The 16,399-nt window shown below is 58.7% G+C and carries 11 protein-coding genes; 6 read left to right on the top strand and 5 right to left on the bottom strand.

Annotated elements, in window-relative coordinates:
• The first annotated feature begins 10 nt into the window (after positions 1-10).
• Positions 11-796 carry a transglutaminase-like cysteine peptidase gene (locus G494_RS24740; RefSeq protein WP_084457154.1) on the top strand — a complete coding sequence of 262 codons (786 nt, stop codon included), beginning with the start codon at positions 11-13 and terminating at the stop codon, positions 794-796.
• A gap of 12 nt (positions 797-808) precedes the next feature.
• Positions 809-2,776 (top strand): EAL domain-containing protein, encoded by a 1,968-nt coding sequence (locus G494_RS24735; protein ID WP_051305920.1) that lies wholly within the window; start codon positions 809-811, stop codon positions 2,774-2,776.
• Between the two features lie 168 nt (positions 2,777-2,944).
• On the opposite strand, the gene G494_RS0120285 is transcribed toward G494_RS24735, so the two are convergent.
• Positions 2,945-3,274, bottom strand: coding sequence for a hypothetical protein (locus G494_RS0120285; protein WP_028585983.1), 330 nt, complete (start codon positions 3,272-3,274; stop codon positions 2,945-2,947).
• 127 nt (positions 3,275-3,401) lie between these two features.
• Between G494_RS0120285 and G494_RS0120280 the strand changes: the two genes are divergently transcribed.
• From G494_RS0120280 to G494_RS24730, 3 genes are read left to right on the top strand one after another with little or no spacing between them, the layout of a single operon-like run.
• The gene (locus tag G494_RS0120280; protein WP_028585982.1) at positions 3,402-5,570 is read left to right on the top strand and encodes a type I secretion system permease/ATPase; all 2,169 of its coding nucleotides are present in this window, start codon (positions 3,402-3,404) and stop codon (positions 5,568-5,570) included.
• A gap of 9 nt (positions 5,571-5,579) precedes the next feature.
• Positions 5,580-6,935 (top strand): HlyD family type I secretion periplasmic adaptor subunit, encoded by a 1,356-nt coding sequence (locus tag G494_RS0120275; RefSeq protein WP_084457152.1) that lies wholly within the window; start codon positions 5,580-5,582, stop codon positions 6,933-6,935.
• Positions 6,936-7,568, top strand: coding sequence for a LuxR C-terminal-related transcriptional regulator (locus G494_RS24730; RefSeq protein ID WP_051305919.1), 633 nt, complete (start codon positions 6,936-6,938; stop codon positions 7,566-7,568).
• Positions 7,569-7,774: 206 nt separating this feature from the next.
• Here G494_RS24730 and G494_RS25885 read toward each other — a convergent pair whose 3' ends face one another.
• On the bottom strand, positions 7,775-10,897 hold the full coding sequence (locus tag G494_RS25885; protein ID WP_051305918.1) for a retention module-containing protein: 3,123 nt from the start codon (positions 10,895-10,897) through the stop codon (positions 7,775-7,777).
• Positions 10,898-11,130: 233 nt separating this feature from the next.
• On the opposite strand from G494_RS25885, the gene G494_RS0120260 reads away from it, so the two are divergent.
• On the top strand, positions 11,131-11,892 hold the full coding sequence (locus G494_RS0120260; protein ID WP_028585980.1) for a PEP-CTERM sorting domain-containing protein: 762 nt from the start codon (positions 11,131-11,133) through the stop codon (positions 11,890-11,892).
• A gap of 131 nt (positions 11,893-12,023) precedes the next feature.
• On the opposite strand, the gene glnA is transcribed toward G494_RS0120260, so the two are convergent.
• The 3 genes from glnA to G494_RS0120245 form a co-directional block, all read right to left on the bottom strand.
• On the bottom strand, positions 12,024-13,352 hold the full coding sequence (glnA, locus tag G494_RS0120255; protein WP_028585979.1) for a type I glutamate--ammonia ligase: 1,329 nt from the start codon (positions 13,350-13,352) through the stop codon (positions 12,024-12,026).
• Positions 13,353-13,441: 89 nt separating this feature from the next.
• Positions 13,442-16,027, bottom strand: a complete 2,586-nt coding sequence (glnD, locus tag G494_RS24720; RefSeq protein ID WP_084457150.1) for a [protein-PII] uridylyltransferase — start codon at positions 16,025-16,027, stop codon at positions 13,442-13,444.
• A complete protein-coding gene (locus tag G494_RS0120245; RefSeq protein WP_028585978.1) occupies positions 16,027-16,365 on the bottom strand; it encodes a P-II family nitrogen regulator in 339 nt (112 codons plus the stop codon). Before G494_RS0120245 ends, glnD begins: the two co-directional genes overlap by 1 nt.
• Positions 16,366-16,399: the final 34 nt, after the last annotated feature.

The following is a 16,399-nucleotide window of genomic DNA, read 5'->3' as shown; positions in this document are numbered from 1 at the left end:
GTCCTTGAGCATGGCCGGGAAAAACAGAGCAGCCCCAAAGCCCAGGCCCCAGGTCCCAAGCCGAGAGAATGGTTCTCTGTCGACCGTTCCGGCAAGTTCCAGTCACCGGTCCGGGGCTGGTTCGCTTTCAGCACCGCCCCTGCGATGGCTCTCCCTGCTGCTCTTCTCCCTGCTCCTGCTCTCTCTTTTCCCCTACCCGGTCACCACCGAAGAATCCTTTGTTCTTCCTGAAACCACCCTGGCCAGGATTGAACAGCAGTATGGTGTTCAGGCCCGGACCAGGCTTGAGCAGTGGCAGGAGCTGATCCGCAGCAACAGCAAGGGCAAGGACCTGGACATCATCAAAAAGGTGAACCTCTTCTTCAACAGCATCCCCTTTGTCGCCGACAGCCTGCACTGGCAGAAAAAAGACTACTGGGCCACCCCAATCGAGTTTCTGGCCAGCAATGGCGGGGATTGCGAGGACTTTTCCATTGCCAAGTATTTTACCCTCAAGGCAATGGGAGTTGACGAGTCAAAGCTCAACATCACCTATGTCAAGGCCCTGGAGCTCAACCAGGCCCACATGGTTCTGACCTACTTTCCGGCACCGGGAGCAGTCCCGCTGGTAATCGACAACCTGACCAACGCCCTGCTTCCTGCCTCCCAAAGAAAAGATCTCCTCCCCATATACAGTTTCAACGGCACCGGGCTGTGGCTGGCAAAACAACAGGGGCGGGGCAAGATGATCGGCAGCAGCCGTCGATTAAAGCGATGGCAGGATACCCTGGGCCGAATGACCAGGGACTTTCAGTAAGATGAGGCAACCATGACCCTATACCGCCAACTGCTCATATTCGTCATCACCCTGCTCTGCCTGCTCTTTGCCGGGATGTGGGGCGAAAAGCTCTCCTCCACCCGCAACTTTCTCCTCAATCAGATGGAATCACATGCCCAGGACACCGCCACCTCCCTGGGCCTGTCGCTTTCCACCTTTTACAGCGAGATGGACACCCCGGCCATGGAGACGATGATCAATGCGGTCTTTGACCGCGGCTACTATCGCGAGATCAGCCTCAGCGACATGGAACAGAGGGCGATTGTGGCCAGGAGGCTTGATGTCAAGGTGGAAGGGGTCCCCCCCTGGTTCATCCGGATGGTCCCGCTCACCAGCCCAAAGGCCGAAGCCCTGATCATGAACCAATGGCAGCGGGCCGGCACCGTTACGGTCGAGAGCCACCCCGGTTTTGCCTACGGCACCCTCTGGGAGACCACCCTCTCCACCTCACTCTGGTTTGCAGCCGCAATCATCGGCGCCGCCATCCTGGGCGGGATTGGCCTCCACTACCTCCTCCGCCCCCTCACCCGGGTGGAAGAGCAGGCCCTGGGCCTCTGCGAACGCCAATATCAACTCCAAGAACAGATTCCACGCACCAGGGAACTGGCCAGGGTGGTCCGGGCCATGAATACCATGACCGCCAAGGTCCAGGCAATGTTCCGCGAACAGGCCGATGCCGCTGAGCTGCTCTTTCAGCAGACCTACCTGGATCCGTTGACCGGCCTGGGCAACCGACGTTTTATCGAGGGCCAGGTCCTGACCAAGGTCACCGAAAAGACCGCCCCGCTGCAGGGGGCCTTTGTGATCATTCACCTCAAGGGCCTGCAGAGCATCAATGATACCCTGGGGTATGCGGCGGGTGATCGGCTCCTGGAGGAGTTGGCTGGGACCATCCGGGCTGCCTGTGAACAGTACCCCGCTGCAGGGGCACGTCTCGGCGGCTCCGATTTTGCCATACTCCTGGCCAACAGCGATCGAGAACAGGCAGAGGCTATCCTCGCCATGATCCTGGAACAGAGCCGGGAAGGCAGTCTGGCAGGGGGATTACAGACTGAAGTTCCGGTGACGGCAGGCGGGCTCATCTACGAGAGCAACCTGAGTTTCAGCAGGTTGCTGAAGGGGGCTGACGAGGCCCTGCGCTCAGCCATCCACAGCGGCAGCAACCAGGCTCTCCTCAGCGACAGCCTTGGCCGCCAGGGAGCGCTGGCCAAAGGCAGAAGCCAATGGAAAGAGCTCCTTGAGGAAGTCATCTCCGGACGGGAGATTCGCCTCTTTGTCCAGAAGACCGTGCAACCGCGGCTATTGGCGGAAGCGGTACACTTTGAGGTCTTGACCCGGATAGAGGATCGCCAGCAAAACATCCTGCCGGCCGGCCTGTTCATCCCCCTGGCAGAACGATACCAGCTGATCACCCGGCTGGACAGACTGGTCCTTGAAAAAATTCTGGAGCTGCCCAGGTCCCTGTTTCAACCCAGTCGGCTTGCCCTGAACATTTCGCCGACCTCACTGGACGACGATCGCTTTTACCACTGGCTGGTGGACACCCTGCGCTCCCTGCCGGCGGACGGCCCCAGGTTCAACTTTGAATTTGCCGAAATCAGGGCTGTCCGCAGCACCACCAGAATAGGACAGTTCATCGGGGACCTCCAGGGCTCAGGCCATCAGGTGGGTATCGATCATTTCGGCCAGGGCCTGATTCACTTCGGTTATCTCCAGTCGCTGATGCCGGACTACATAAAAATCGACCGGGCCATTACCCACAATATCGATGCCGACAACAGGGATAACGTCTTTTTTATCCGCTCCATCTGCAATGCCGCCCACAGCCTGGACATCCGGGTGATTGTCGAAGGCATCGAGAGGGAAGAACAGCTCCAGGCCCTGCGGTCCATCGCCCTGGATGGGGTACAGGGCTACCACATCCACCGCCCCCGGGCGATACCGCTGGAGACTGTCTAGCAATGAGCTATACCTAAAAGCTCACTTCACTCAACCCCGGGGTCACACCCAAAAAAAATTTTTAAAATATCAGCTGAATTATCAAACATATGCCTGCGATTTTTTCGCGACCCTTGACCTTGAGCGAAATGACTCATTTTTGGCCGGACACCAGCAGGCAGTCGACTCCTAGAGGATATCCGCCACCATCAGGTCGTCCTTGCTCAGGTGCTGCCGTATCCGCTTTCTCTCCCGTATCTTCTCCTGCGCCTCCTGGGGCAGGTCGGTGAACAGGATAATCTTTTTTGAGATCAGCAGGTCAACAAGATCTTCCAGAACCCGGATCAGGCTGTTGTCCGAGAGGGCGAGCATCTGAGAGAGGGCGTCAAGCTCACCAGACTCCTTCAAGAAGGAGAGCACCTCATCATCCAGGAAGGAGACCGGCTCCCTGTCCGCTCCGGCTGTTCCCTGACGTATTGCAACGATTGCACCGTGTTCATCCCGTTCAACAAATAACATAGTACTTCCCAAGCAACTATTGACCATAATGGAGTGGGTATGATTTACTTGATACTAACACAGTCGGACCTGATCAGACAAGATCGCAGACTCTCCCCCTCTTCAGTCCCGGAATAGACCTACAGTTATGAGTGAAACGGAAATTCAAGATCCACCGCCCCAGTGGCTGCCCGAGCATGCCGGTGAGACCACCGACGACCCGCTCACAGATTGCCTGATCCAGCTGACCAAATTATACCACCTGCCCGCCTCCAGAACCTCCCTGCGGGCCGGTTTACCCCTGGTGCATAACAGGCTGAGCGTAGAACTCTTTTCCCGGGCAGCAGAACGCGCCGGCATCTCCTCTCGGGTGGTCAAGCGGCCCCTGACAGAGATCCATAATCTGCACCTGCCGGCGGTGCTCCTCTTGAACGATCACAAGGCCTGCATCCTCACCCAGATCGATCCTGCCGGCGACAGGGCAAGCATCCTCCTGCCCGAGACCGGCATGGGGGAAGAGACCCTGAGCCTGGAGCTGCTCAACAGCTACTATGCCGGCTACACCATCTTTGCCCGCCCCCTTTTCAGGAAAGAACAGCAGGATGCTCCCCAGGAGGCGCCTCGAAAAGACTGGTTCTGGGGCACCTTTTCTTCCTCCTGGCGTATCTACCGGGACGTGCTGCTGGCCTCGTTTCTGATCAACCTATTCGGCCTGGCCGGTCCGTTCTTCACCCTGAACGTCTACGACCGGGTCATCCCCAACCTTGCCTTTGAGACCCTCTGGGTACTGGCCACCGGCATTGGCGTGGTCTACCTCTTCAACCTCCTGATGAAGGGCTTACGGGGCTACTTTGTCGACGAGGCCGGCAAGAAGGCCAACCTCCAGATCTCGGCAGCCCTGCTCCAGAAGGTGATGGGCCTCAAGATGGAGGTCCGCCCGAAATCCATTGGCGGGTTTTCCAAAAACCTGCAGCAATTTGAATCTATCCGGGATTTTATCACCTCTTTTTCGATCACGGCCCTGATTGACCTGCCCTTCATGGGCCTGGGCCTGCTGGCGGTCTGGTACCTGGGCGGAGCGATGGTGTATATCCATCTTGGCGCCATTGCCCTGTTGGCCTTCTATGCCCTGGCCGTGCAGATACCCCTGAAAAAGGCCGTGGAAAAGAGCTTCCAGGCCGCAGCTCAGAAAAATGCCATCCTGGTGGAGGGGCTCTCCGGCCTGGAGACCGTTAAGATGCTGGGGGCGGAGAGTCAGATCCAACGGGCCTGGGAAGAGGCGGTCAGCTATATTGCCAAGTGGAGTGCACGTTCCCGCTTTATCTCCTCCTCGGTCAATCACTTTGCCGACTTCATCCTCAACATGGCGGTGGTCGCGGTGGTGGTTGCCGGGGTCTACCGGATCGCCGGCGGAGAGATGTCCCAGGGCGGACTGATCGCCCTGGTCATCCTTACCCGCCAGGCCATTGCCCCCATGTCCCAGGTGGTCAGCCTGACCACCAGGTTTCACCAGGCCAGGGCGGCACTCGCCACCCTGAACACGATCATGCGCCTGCCGGTTGAACGGCCGCCTGGAAAAACCTTTCTCCACCGCAGCAGCTGCACCGGGAAGCTCTCCCTGGAGAACATCGGCTTCAGCTACCCCGAACAGAGCAGCCAGGCACTCAACAACATCTCTTTCAGCATCGCACCCGGGGAGAAGGTTGCCCTGATCGGGCCAATCGGTTCAGGCAAGACCACCCTGGGCAAGCTGCTCCTGGGCCTCTATGAACCCACCGAAGGTACGGTCTGTGTCGATGACACCGACATCCGCCAGATCGATCCTGCCGAGCTCCGCCGCTTTATCGGCTACGTGCCCCAGGACATCACCCTGTTTCGAGGCACGGTCAAGGAAAATATCGTCCTCGGCTCAACCGGGGTGGACGACCAGACCATCCTCCGTGCGGCCGAACTCGCCGGGGTCACCTCCTTTGTCGGCAAACATGCCAAGGGCTTTGATATGGCTATCGGCGAGCAGGGGCGGGGACTTTCCGGCGGCCAGGGCCAGAGTGTGGCCATTGCCAGAGCCCTGCTCCACGATCCGCCTATCCTGGTCTTTGACGAGCCGAGCAGTTCCATGGATAACCGTTCCGAGTCCAAGCTCAAGGAAAAACTCGACCCCATCCTCCAGGACAAGACCCTGGTCCTGATCACCCACAGGGCCTCGCTCCTCGACCTGGTCGACCGGATCATCATTATCGACAATGCCGCTATCATTGCAGACGGCCCCCGGGACAGGGTGCTCAGTGCCATGCGCAGCGGCCAAATCCAGTTTTAGGCCCTGCCCATGAAGAAAGACACCAACAACCAACCAGGAATATTCAGGCGAATGCCGGCCCCGGATGTCGATCTGGTGACCGATATCAGGACCACCATGCTGGTGCAGTCTCCCCGGGGAGGACGATTTATCCTCTGGCTGACCTTGCTCTTCTTTGCTCTGGCCCTCTATTGGGCAGCGATCAGCGAAATCGAACAGGTAACCCGAGGGGGCGGTAAGGTTATCCCCTCCCGTCAGATCCAGGTGGTCCAGAACCTGGAAGGCGGTATCCTTTCCAAGCTGCACGCCAATGTCGGCAACATCGTGGAGGTTGGTCAGCTGCTGCTGGAGATCGACAAGACCAGATTTTCCGCCCCATACCTGGAGAGTCGAGCCAACTATCTGGCGCTGAAGGCCAAGATCGCCAGGCTTGAGGCAGAGACCGATCATAGCGAACTGGTGATCCCCCAAGAGGTGATGGAGGAGAAGCCGGAAATCGGCAGCAGGGAAGAGCAGCTCTACAACTCCCGCAAGCGGGAGCTTAGGGCCTCGCTGCAGATCCTGAGGGAGAAGCACACCCAGCAAGAGCAGGAACTCAAAGAGATGCAGGCCAGGCTCAAGGAACTCAACCGCACCTACAGGCTGCTGAAGCAGGAGATAACCATCACCACCCCACTGGTTGCCCAGGGAGCGGTTTCAGAGGTCGACCTGCTCCACCTGGAGCGTCAGTCCAGCGAGATGCGCGGTGAAATTACCTCCACCCGCCTGGCCATCCCCAGGATACGGTCCAAGATCACGGAGGCCCAGCAGGCCATCGAGGAGGAACAGCTCGGCTTCTCCAACACAGCCCAGCGTGAACTCAACGATGCCTATGCCAAGATCGAGGGACTCACGGCCACCTCCGTTGCCCTCAAGGACCGACTCAAGCGAACCGAGGTCCGCTCCCCGGTACGGGGAACGGTAAACCAGCTGCTGGTCAACACCATCGGCGGCATCATCCAGCCGGGCATGGACCTGATGGAGATCGTGCCCCTGGAGGACACCCTGCTGATCGAGGCGCGGATCAAGCCCGCAGATATCGCCTTTCTCCGCCCCGACCAGAAGGCCATGATCAAATTTACGGCCTACGACTTTACCATCTACGGGGGCCTGGAGGCGCGACTGGAACATATCAGCGCCGACTCCCTTACCGATGAACACGGCAACGCCTTTTACCTGGTCCGGCTCCGGACCCAACGCAACTACCTCGGCAGCGACGACGATCCCTTGCCGATTATCCCGGGGATGGTGGCCTCCGTCGACATCCTCACCGGCAAGAAGACCATCTTATCCTACCTGCTGAAGCCGGTGCTCCGCGCCCAGCAGACCGCCCTGAGAGAACGTTGAATGAACCTGCTCCTCTGCTGTAACAACTCAGCCCTGCGCCAGCGCTGGGACAGCGCCCTGAACAGCCACCATCTGGTCACCCAGGCCACCACCCGAGCGGACCTGAAGATCCTCCTCCAGGAAACCCGCTTTGAGGTCCTGCTCATTCACCAGGCGATGATGGACCTGGCAACCCTGGCGCAGCTGCGCAGGGCCCTGCCGGAGAGCAGGGTCTTTGTCCTCTCCGACCGGCCCAACGATGAAGAGGGGCTTGCCTGTCTCCACATCGGGATCGTGGGCTACGCCAACAGCTACATCAATCCGCAGCGCCTGGTCGAGGCCACCAACGCCATAGGCGCGGGCTCGGTCTGGGTGAACCAGAAGCTGATGCAGCGCCTGATCATGGCCGGAAGGCCTACGCCCCCCGCCGACACCAGCGGTAGCGAGGCCACGGCCACCCCGCCACTGCTGGAGCAGCTCTCCAACCGGGAGTACCAGATCGCCGGCCTGGTTGCCGAGGGGCTGTCCAACCTGGAGATCGCCGCCCAACTGGGGATCACCGAACGCACCGTCAAGGCCCACCTCAGCGCCATCTATGCCAAGACCGCCACCAGGGGTCGGCTCAACCTGGCCCTGCTGGTCAACAGGGCATGAGGCGATCTTGAAACGTTGCTTTTTCTTCAAAGCTCTGCGTTATAATAAAAAATGTATCCTCGAAATATCTATTATATGCCTGTGCTACTTTTTCCCCATGCCTTGATCTTGATCGAAAAATCTCACTTTTCAAAGTAGCCATAAAAAAACGGGCATTGCCGCCATGGCAATGCCCGTCTGGAGAGCCAAAGGATGCCTCTCCCGGCTCAGGGGGTAATCGGCGGTACCAGATCGTCTACAGAGGTATCCACACTTGCATCATAGTCTGCAACCTCATTATCGTCCAGGTCCTGCTGTTCAAAGGTATCACTGCCCGCACCGCCGCTGATGGTGTCAGCACCCGCATTGCCCTGGAGTTGATCAGCCCCGTCGTTGCCTTCCAGGGTATCATCACCGCTGTCTCCGGCTAGGGCATCGTCACCGCTGCCGCCATGGATGGTATCGTCGCCTGGGCCACCGGAGAGGGCGTCGTTCTGGTCGCCGCCCACAAGGGTATCGTTACCTTCCCCGCCGGAGAGGCTGTCGTTGCCGCTCCCACCGACCAAGGTATCATGGCCATCACCTCCACTGATGGTATCATCTCCCTCCTCACCAAAGATGACATCATTACCTTCCCCGCCATCGACGACATCCTCGCCACCACCGGCACGGATATAGTCGTTGCCAGAGCCTGCCGCGATCACCTCATCATCGTCGGTTCCGTTAATATGATGGCCATTTGCAAAGGTCACATCAAACTCTGTTGAGGCATGGTCTCCATCTCCATCCGTAATGGTTGCCTGATAGGTCACAGTTGGGTCCGATACCTTGTTCCCCTCGGTCTCATCGTCAAGAGAGGAAGGGGCATCCAGGGAATTTTCTTCATCAAGGGTGACCGTATAGGTTGCCTTATCATCGCTATCAACATCGACCTTAACGGTGAAGACCGTCTGAAAACTATCACCTTCCTCAAAGCCTGCGATCAAACCACCTTCCCCATCATCCCGGTAGTAGAGAAGCTGGTTGTTGGAGGTTAAATAATTGCCGTTATCATCGACCACAGTACGTGGGTCATCACTTGTGCCTGGTTCAGGAAATCCGGTAATGGCTACGGCGAGACCGGCATCAGCGCTTTCAGCCGGTCCGTCGGCATTGTAACTGGCCCTCAGATCACCGGTTACGCTATTGCCGCCTTCATTACCAAGAATCGCATCCTGGGGGTTGCCTATCTCAGGGCCGTCATCGTTGATGTTGATGATGATCCGGGGGGTGACGGCATCGCCGTCGATATCCTCCACCACCAGATTAAAGACATCCTGCACCTGATCACCGCTGCCGACGTCACTGTCCCCGTCGGCGCGCCCGGCCGTGTTGTCCGTATGGGCGATGCTGTTGTCCTCAAGGACATAGCTCCAGCTGCCGTCGTCATTTATGGTCAGGGTGCCGGTGGCACTTTTGATGGTGATGGAATCACCGCTGCCGTCGAGTTTCATGAAGGCGTCATCGCCCTGGCCTGCAAACTTTATGGAGAGGGGATCGGCACCCGGATCTATCTTGCCGTCAACCACCAGGTTGCCGTCGGTATAGAGGTTGCCGCCCACCTCCAGGGCACTGCTGTCAGGGGCACTGCCGTCCTCCAGGTTCTTCTCGTCCACGGTGGGGCCCTTTTCAACCCGCAGCACCGCATCGGAATGATCCTCGTCACCGCCCCCATAGAGATCTTCGATATGGATCTCATAGCCAGGGTTGTCTGCCAGCTCGCCCAGGCTGCTGATCGGATCCCCCTCTTCATTCCGGAAATGATCAAAGCCGTCGGCATTGAACTGCGGATCCATGAAGTAGGTGTTGTAGGCAGGGTTGGGGCCGGGTCCGTGATAGTCCTGCCAGGTGAGCCCGCCATCACTACTGTACTGCAGCCGCGCCGCCTCCACGCTATTATCGGCAGCATAGTCGATCTCGAAACGGAGCTGACTGCCGGCGGGAATCCTATCCACGGTGTTGCCGCCACCATCCTTGTAGCTCCCGGCGCCATCGGCAACCAGAAAGAGTTTCACATCGGCATCGGCCTCATGGACCAGGGGCTGGGGCGAGGCCTCCTTGAAGCTGCCACCCACGGCATCGTTGGTACTGGCCACCAGGATCTGATCCAGGGACTGATCCGGATCGGCGATGGTCTTGAAGACCGGAATCAGGTTGCCGAACTCATCCTCTTCCAGGGTATAGGTGCCCACCATGTTGTCATAGCCGGCATATTCGGAGACAAAGAAGGTGTTGACCGCCTCCTGGGTTTCCGGAGCAGTATCGGTGATGTTGATGGTCAGGTTTGCCTCGGCCTGCTGGCCGTTGACGTCTTGCACCGTATAGCGAAACTGCTCGAAATCAGGGGTTCCGTCGCCCTTGCCACTCTCCTCGTGCTGGATATAGGGCGGCGCCGTATATTCGTAGCTGCCGTCCTGCCTAAAGGTAATCGTCCCCCCCTGGGCCGTTGCCAGGGGCGTATTCCAGGCAAAAACCGTGTTGGGGGCAAAGTCCCCGGAAACCCCGACCAGGGTCAGGTCGCCGCCCGGGATGGGCACGTCGGCCACATCATTGACATCGGGATTCTGGTCCGGGTGATCCCCGGGGTACTGGCTGTTGTGCTCCGCGCTGATCACGTTGCCTTTGACAGTCAGCCTGCCGTCCTGATCAACACCCATCGAGCCCTCCTCGATGTAGACCGTATCGTCATTGGCCTCGGGAACCAGGGGTGTTGATGGGGGTGGGGGCGGAGGGGGAGGCGGGATGTCTTCCGGCGGGGTCACTGCCGCAGGTGTTGTAAAGAAGACCGGCGCCGGCTCAACGGCAAGCAGCGGGACCTCTTCCGTGGGCAGGATATCCACCCCCGGGGCGTCCAGAAAGTCCAGCTCGATCCCGGTGGTCTCCGCATCCGCCTCAGGGGTAACCTCCAGCTGATCCGGTGTCAGGCTGACGATCTTCCTGCCGCCGCCCCCCTCTCCTGCAGCGGCCCCGCCGGCGGCAGGAGGCTCCAGTTGCAGGGTGGGGTCAAAGGTCTCATCCTCCAGGGCAAGCTGGATGTCTTCCACCGTGGCAGCACCATCCCCGGCGCTCTCCTCCCCGGCAAAGACCTCTTCATCCAGGACCACTTCACTCATCCGGCCCAGGTCCAGTTGGATCTCACCGTCGGCAAAGACGATGGAGATACTGCCGTCCGGACCGGTGACAATCCGTTCGTTGGCAAAGACCGGACTGTTGGGAGCAAGGAGTCGCTCAAAGCCGTCCTCACCGACCGCCTTCACGGTTCCGTAGACGATAAAACTGGTCCCTACCTGCTGCATATCCTGGTTAGCCATCTCTTTCCCTCCAAATACCTGACAACAACCGGCGGTGCGCTCGGTTGCTGAGTACGAGTTTTCATCTTTCCTCTAGCATAATTCACTGGCTATTCTTCGTCTATTGTACCAAGGTACAATGGTAGAAAATTTCTAAGAGATTATCATGAGAGTACGATAAAAAATAAACTCCACCCTGGCCGGACGTTGGCAGTCGGGAGTTGAGATAGAGCAGTACCACAGGAGGAACAGCTATGAAAAGAAACCTTATCACCATTGGCGCCCTGGCCTTCACCGCCTTGCTGTTCGGCCTTACGGCCAGCGGTTCGGCGGCCACCATTTACGACCATGCAGGCCCTGGACCAAATCCTGACGGTACCAGTTCCTACTGGGGGAACCCTGGCAGCACGCCGTCAGGGGACGTTCACGACCCCAGAGATGAGGGAGTTTTTGATGTCACCCACATGGACGTTGCCTTCAGCGGCGCGGCGCTGAAGGTGACCATCCATTCCGCTTTTTTCGGATCATCCTATATGAATAGGCCTGAATACTCCTTGGGGAACCTCTTTCTGGCAACCGCAGGCTGGAAACCAACCGGGAGCGCTGACAACCACTACCAGGCAAACAGCAAGGACCACACCGACACGGTCTGGAATTACGCCATCCAACTCCAGGCAGACGGGGACGCGCAACTGCTTCCTGTCATGGTCGGCAAGGGGGTCATTGCCGGAGGGAGCCTGCGAGATACTCAAGAGTGGCAGTATCAAACCTTTTCCCCTGAAACGCCCCTCTCAACCGGCACCTGGGGTAAGACGATGGACAGCCTCACCATCACCATGGATCTACCAGAGGAGTTCAGTGAGGTGACCAGCCTTGGCATCCACTGGACCATGTTCTGCGGCAACGATGTGATCGAAGGCCGGGTTTCCCCGATACCCGAACCCGCCACCTCCCTGCTCTTCGGCCTGGGACTGGCCGGTCTGAGCGGACTGCTGCGGAGGAAGACGAAACAATAGTCATTCCCTTCCCTATACGCAAAAAGGGTGTCTGCCAGGAGGCAGACACCCTTTTTTTGTCCCATGGCTACACCGGCAGCACAGCCCTGAAGGCCGGACTGCCGGAACGCTGCAGACTGTAGGCCGGCAGACTAGTAGTTATCCAGGTAGTTCTGGAGTTCCCAGTCGGTGACAGCGGTGCGGTAGGAATCCCACTCCGCCTCCTTGCCTTCGACAAACTTCTCAAAGATGTGCTCGCCCAGGGCCTGCTTGGCGATGGGGTTGGCCTTCAGGGCCTCCACCGCCTCCTGGAGGTTGGCAGGCAGGCTCTCGATACCTGCGGCCTCTTTCTCGGCCGGGGTCATCTCAAAGATATCCAGATCCACCGCCGCAGGGGCCTCCAGGTTGTTCCTGATGCCGTCCAGGCCGGAGTCGAGCATCATGGCAAAGGCCAGGTAGGGGTTACAGGTCGGATCCGGACAGCGCACCTCGGTCCTGGTACCCATGCCGCGGGAGGCGGGGATCCGGATCAGGGCGGAACGGTTGGAGGCAGACCAGGCCACATAGACCGGGGCCTCATAACCGGCAACCAGCCGCTTGTAGGAGTTGACCAGGGGGTTGGTCACGGCCACAAAACCCTTGGCATTCTTGGCGATGCCGGCAATGTACTTATAGGCCACCTCGCTGAGCTGGAGGGGCGCCTTCTCATCATAGAAGGCGTTGGTGCCGTCCAGGTTGAAGAGCGACTGGTTACAGTGCATCCCGGAACCGTTGATCCCAAAGATCGGCTTGGGCATGAAGGTGGCATGGAAGCCGAATTCGGATGCAATGGAACGAACCACCCACTTGTAGGTCATGGTATTGTCGGCAGCTGCCAGGGCATCGGCATACTTGAAGTTGATCTCGTGCTGGCCTTCGGCAACCTCATGGTGGGAGGCCTCGATCTCAAAACCCATCTCCTCCAGGGTCTCGATGATCTTCCGGCGGCAGTTGATCCCCGAGTCTTCCGGATCCACGTCAAAGTAGCCGGCAACATCGTTGGTATCGGTGGTGGAAAAGCCGTCCTCGTCCCGCTCAAAGAGGAAGAACTCGCTCTCGGTGCCCACGTTCATGGTGTAACCCAGGTCTTTGGCCTCGGCCAGGACCCGCTTCAGGTTGACCCGGGGGCAACCCTCAAAGGGAGAGCCGTCCGCCTTATAGACATCACAGATGATCCGGGCCGCGTTGCTGCCGTTGGCCTGCCGCCAGGGCAGGACGGTGAAGGTATCATAATCCGGCTTCAGGTACATGTCCGACTCATTGATGCGGACAAAACCGTCGATAGAGGAACCGTCAAACATCATCTGCCCGTCCAGGGCCTTTTCGATCTGGCTCCTGGGGATGGCCACATTTTTCATGAAGCCAAAGATATCCACAAACTGCAGACGGAAAAAATTGACATTTTTTTCCTCTATGATTTGCATAATTTCGTCACGCGTCATTGTTCGTCTCCTCGTTCTTAAAGGGATAAGTATATCCGGATGCCTCCGGATGAGTTTCAGGTACCTCGGTTGCTCGCCGCAGCACGATCTCAGGCAGAGAGCAACGGTTCTTCTTCCTTACTACCGATAATGTCCAGCAGGGTCTGTTCAACCCTGGCCTGCAGGGCCGGATCTGACAACTTGGCCCCAGCAATGGTCAGATAAAAGACAATGATCAGCTGCTCCACCTCGGTGGCGACCCGGGCGCTGTGGATATCCAGCTTAAAATCCGCCAGGGCCTGGGTCAGTTGATAGAGGGTCCCATAGCGGTCTCCACCATAGACCTCGATGACCGTGTGTTGCCGGGAGATCTGGTTATCGATTACGATCTTTCGCTCCAGCTGCTGCACCTGACGGGAGCGGCCCATGCCGATGGGCTGCAGCTTGTGATGGAGCTTGTAGGCGATATCCAGACGATAGTTGATGGCCCGGTTACAATCCTGCTCCACGGCCGCCCAGTCCAGATCGACGAAGTCACGCTCCAGCAGGGAGCTGACCTCCAGCACATCCACCGCCGTGCCGTCCGGCCAGGTAAAGATCTTGGCCGAACGGACCAGGAGGTTGTGGAGGGCCAAAACCCCGCACAACTTGGCCAGCAGCCCGCTCCGATCCCGGCTCATGATCAACAGGGACCAGGAATCGGCTCCTGCTGCCGGAAAGAGCAAGACCTGCTGCCGGAGCCTGCCCAGATGTTTTTTATGGAGGGCCAGATGCTCCAACACCTCCTCCGGGGTAAAGCTGAGCAGATAGGCCCCGGGCAGGGCAGCCACCCCGATCTCGGCCTGGCCCTGACGGGCAAGTCCCTGTTCCAGCTGCTCACGCAACCAGACCAGCCCCTGTTCCTCGCCGAGTTCTGCGCTGTCTTCCTGTTCACAGCCTGCCTCCAGGCAGGCCTTGACCTGGAGGTAGAGTTCGGAGAGCAGGCTGGACTTCCAGCTGGACCAGGCTGCAGGGCCGGTTGCCTTGGAATCGGCAATGGTGAGCAGATAGAGCATGGTCAACCGCTGGCTGTCCTGAATCAGGGCGGCACTCTGTTGGATAAAATGCTGGTCACTCAGGTCCCTGCGCAGGGCATTTTCCGGGAGAAAGAGGTGATAGCGAACCAGAAAGGAGAGCAGCTCGACCTCCTCTTCAGCTAACTGTATCCTCTTTCCGATCTCCGTCACCATGGCTGCCCCCTGCTCACTGTGATCGCTCTGCTTGCCCTTGCCCACATCATGGAGCAGGGCGGCAAGGTAGAGCAGCTGCGGAGCTCTAAGCTCTGCAAAAAGATCCCCCAGCTCCTGCCGGAGGCCATGGAGCTCGGCCACGGTCTGCAACTGATGCCGGTCCACCGTATAGAGGTGGTAGAGGTCATGCTGGGCCAGGGACTCGATGCTTGCAAATTCAGGAAGATAGGCCGGCAACAACCCGCAAACCAACATACTCTCCAGCACCGGAAAGACCTCCCTGCTCTCAACGAGCAGCTCCATGAAGATCCGGGCAACCTTTTTGGAACGCCGGAAGGGCTCATCCACCAGCTCCAGGGAAGTGCTGATCGCCTGCCGGGTCCGGTGATGGAGCGGATAGCCGCTTCGCCCTGCCAGCAGAAAGAGGCGCATCAACAGATAGGGCCGCTCCTTCAAGGCCTCGATCCGAGTCAAGCGGATGGTATCGCCGCGGACAACCACAAAGCGCTCCAGCTGCCGCTCTTCTTCATTTTTCCCGACCAGGCCAAGCACTTCCTGGACATGCTCGAAAAAGATATCCGTGACCACGGCGATGTTCTGGAGGTGGCCATAGAGCTCCCGCATGAAGTGTTCCACCGGTAGCATCCCGTGCACTTCCTGGTAGCCAAAGGCCGTGGCCATCTCTTCCTGGTACTCGAAGATCAGCTGGTCATCCTTGCGCCGCCGCAGGTAATGGAGCCTATTACGGACCTTGACCAGCATGTCCCAGGAGTCTTCCAGGGAGACGCGATCCTGCACACTGATCATGGCCGAGGAGGCGATGGCATCCAGATCTGTCAGCCCGAAAACCCCCTTGGCCACCCAGAGCATGGCCTGGATATCCCGCATGCCGCCCTTGCCCTCCTTGATGTGGGGCTCCAGCAGGTAGGCATGGCTGCCGAATTTCTGCCGGCGCTGCCTGCGCAACTCCTCCATGGAGACCACGAATGCGGCCCGTCGTCCCTCGAAGATCTTCTTGGTGTACCTGCCCTGCAGTTCTGCGAACAACTCCTCGGAGCCACCGATCAGACGGGCATCCAACAGGGCCACCTGAAAGATATAGTCCTCCCCGGCAAAGTTTATGGCATCCTTTACCGTACGGACACTGTGGCCCACGTCCAGCCCCTCGTTCCAGAGGGGATAGAGAATCGCCTCTGCCACCTCCGCCATGCTCTTGGCTGCGGCTCGATCATGGAGCAGCAGCAGATCGATATCCGAATAGGGATAGAGCTCGGAGCGGCCATACCCCCCCAGGGCGATGACGGCAATGGCGCCGTCGGGCCGGACCTTGTCCCTGGCCTGCTGCAGATGGTCGGCAATAAATCCATCGACCAGATCCGTATAGCGCTGCAGCAGTGCATGGCCGCTGAGCCCCTGCTGCCAGAGATCCTCCAGCCCATCCTGATGAAAACGCAGACTCCTCTCCATCAGATGGCCTCGGTATCGACCTCTCCCGTGCGAACCCGGACGACCTGCTCAACGGGCAGGACAAAGATCTTACCGTCACCGATCTTGCCGGTACGGGCCTCCTTCACGATCAGCTGCACCACCTGATCCACCTGATCATCGTTGACGATGAGCTCGATCTTGATCTTGGGGATGAAGTCCACGACATACTCGGCACCACGGTAGACCTCGGTGTGTCCCTTCTGCCGTCCATAGCCCTTGACCTCGGTCACGGTCATGCCCTTGATGTCAATACCGGTCAGGGCCTCCTTGACCTCATCGAGTTTGAAGGTCTTGATAATGGCTTCAATCTTTTTCATGGCTAACCTCTGGCCCAGAGTCTCCTTGCTGTTC

The organism is Desulfogranum mediterraneum DSM 13871, from assembly GCF_000429965.1.
GTDB classification, from domain to species: Bacteria; Desulfobacterota; Desulfobulbia; order Desulfobulbales; family Desulfobulbaceae; genus Desulfogranum; species Desulfogranum mediterraneum.
This window is presented reverse-complemented; position numbering and strand designations above follow the sequence as displayed.

What these genes read in the sequence shown, in the direction of transcription:
- G494_RS24740 (WP_084457154.1), top strand. Translation starts at nt 11, where the DNA reads ATGGCCGGGAAAAACAGAGCAGCCCCAAAGCCCAGGCCCCAGGTCCCA.
- G494_RS24735 (WP_051305920.1), top strand. Translation starts at nt 809, where the DNA reads ATGACCCTATACCGCCAACTGCTCATATTCGTCATCACCCTGCTCTGC.
- G494_RS0120285 (WP_028585983.1), bottom strand. Translation starts at nt 3,274, where the DNA reads ATGTTATTTGTTGAACGGGATGAACACGGTGCAATCGTTGCAATACGT.
- G494_RS0120280 (WP_028585982.1), top strand. Translation starts at nt 3,402, where the DNA reads ATGAGTGAAACGGAAATTCAAGATCCACCGCCCCAGTGGCTGCCCGAG.
- G494_RS0120275 (WP_084457152.1), top strand. Translation starts at nt 5,580, where the DNA reads ATGAAGAAAGACACCAACAACCAACCAGGAATATTCAGGCGAATGCCG.
- G494_RS24730 (WP_051305919.1), top strand. Translation starts at nt 6,936, where the DNA reads ATGAACCTGCTCCTCTGCTGTAACAACTCAGCCCTGCGCCAGCGCTGG.
- G494_RS25885 (WP_051305918.1), bottom strand. Translation starts at nt 10,897, where the DNA reads ATGGCTAACCAGGATATGCAGCAGGTAGGGACCAGTTTTATCGTCTAC.
- G494_RS0120260 (WP_028585980.1), top strand. Translation starts at nt 11,131, where the DNA reads ATGAAAAGAAACCTTATCACCATTGGCGCCCTGGCCTTCACCGCCTTG.
- glnA (WP_028585979.1), bottom strand. Translation starts at nt 13,352, where the DNA reads ATGACGCGTGACGAAATTATGCAAATCATAGAGGAAAAAAATGTCAAT.
- glnD (WP_084457150.1), bottom strand. Translation starts at nt 16,027, where the DNA reads ATGGAGAGGAGTCTGCGTTTTCATCAGGATGGGCTGGAGGATCTCTGG.
- G494_RS0120245 (WP_028585978.1), bottom strand. Translation starts at nt 16,365, where the DNA reads ATGAAAAAGATTGAAGCCATTATCAAGACCTTCAAACTCGATGAGGTC.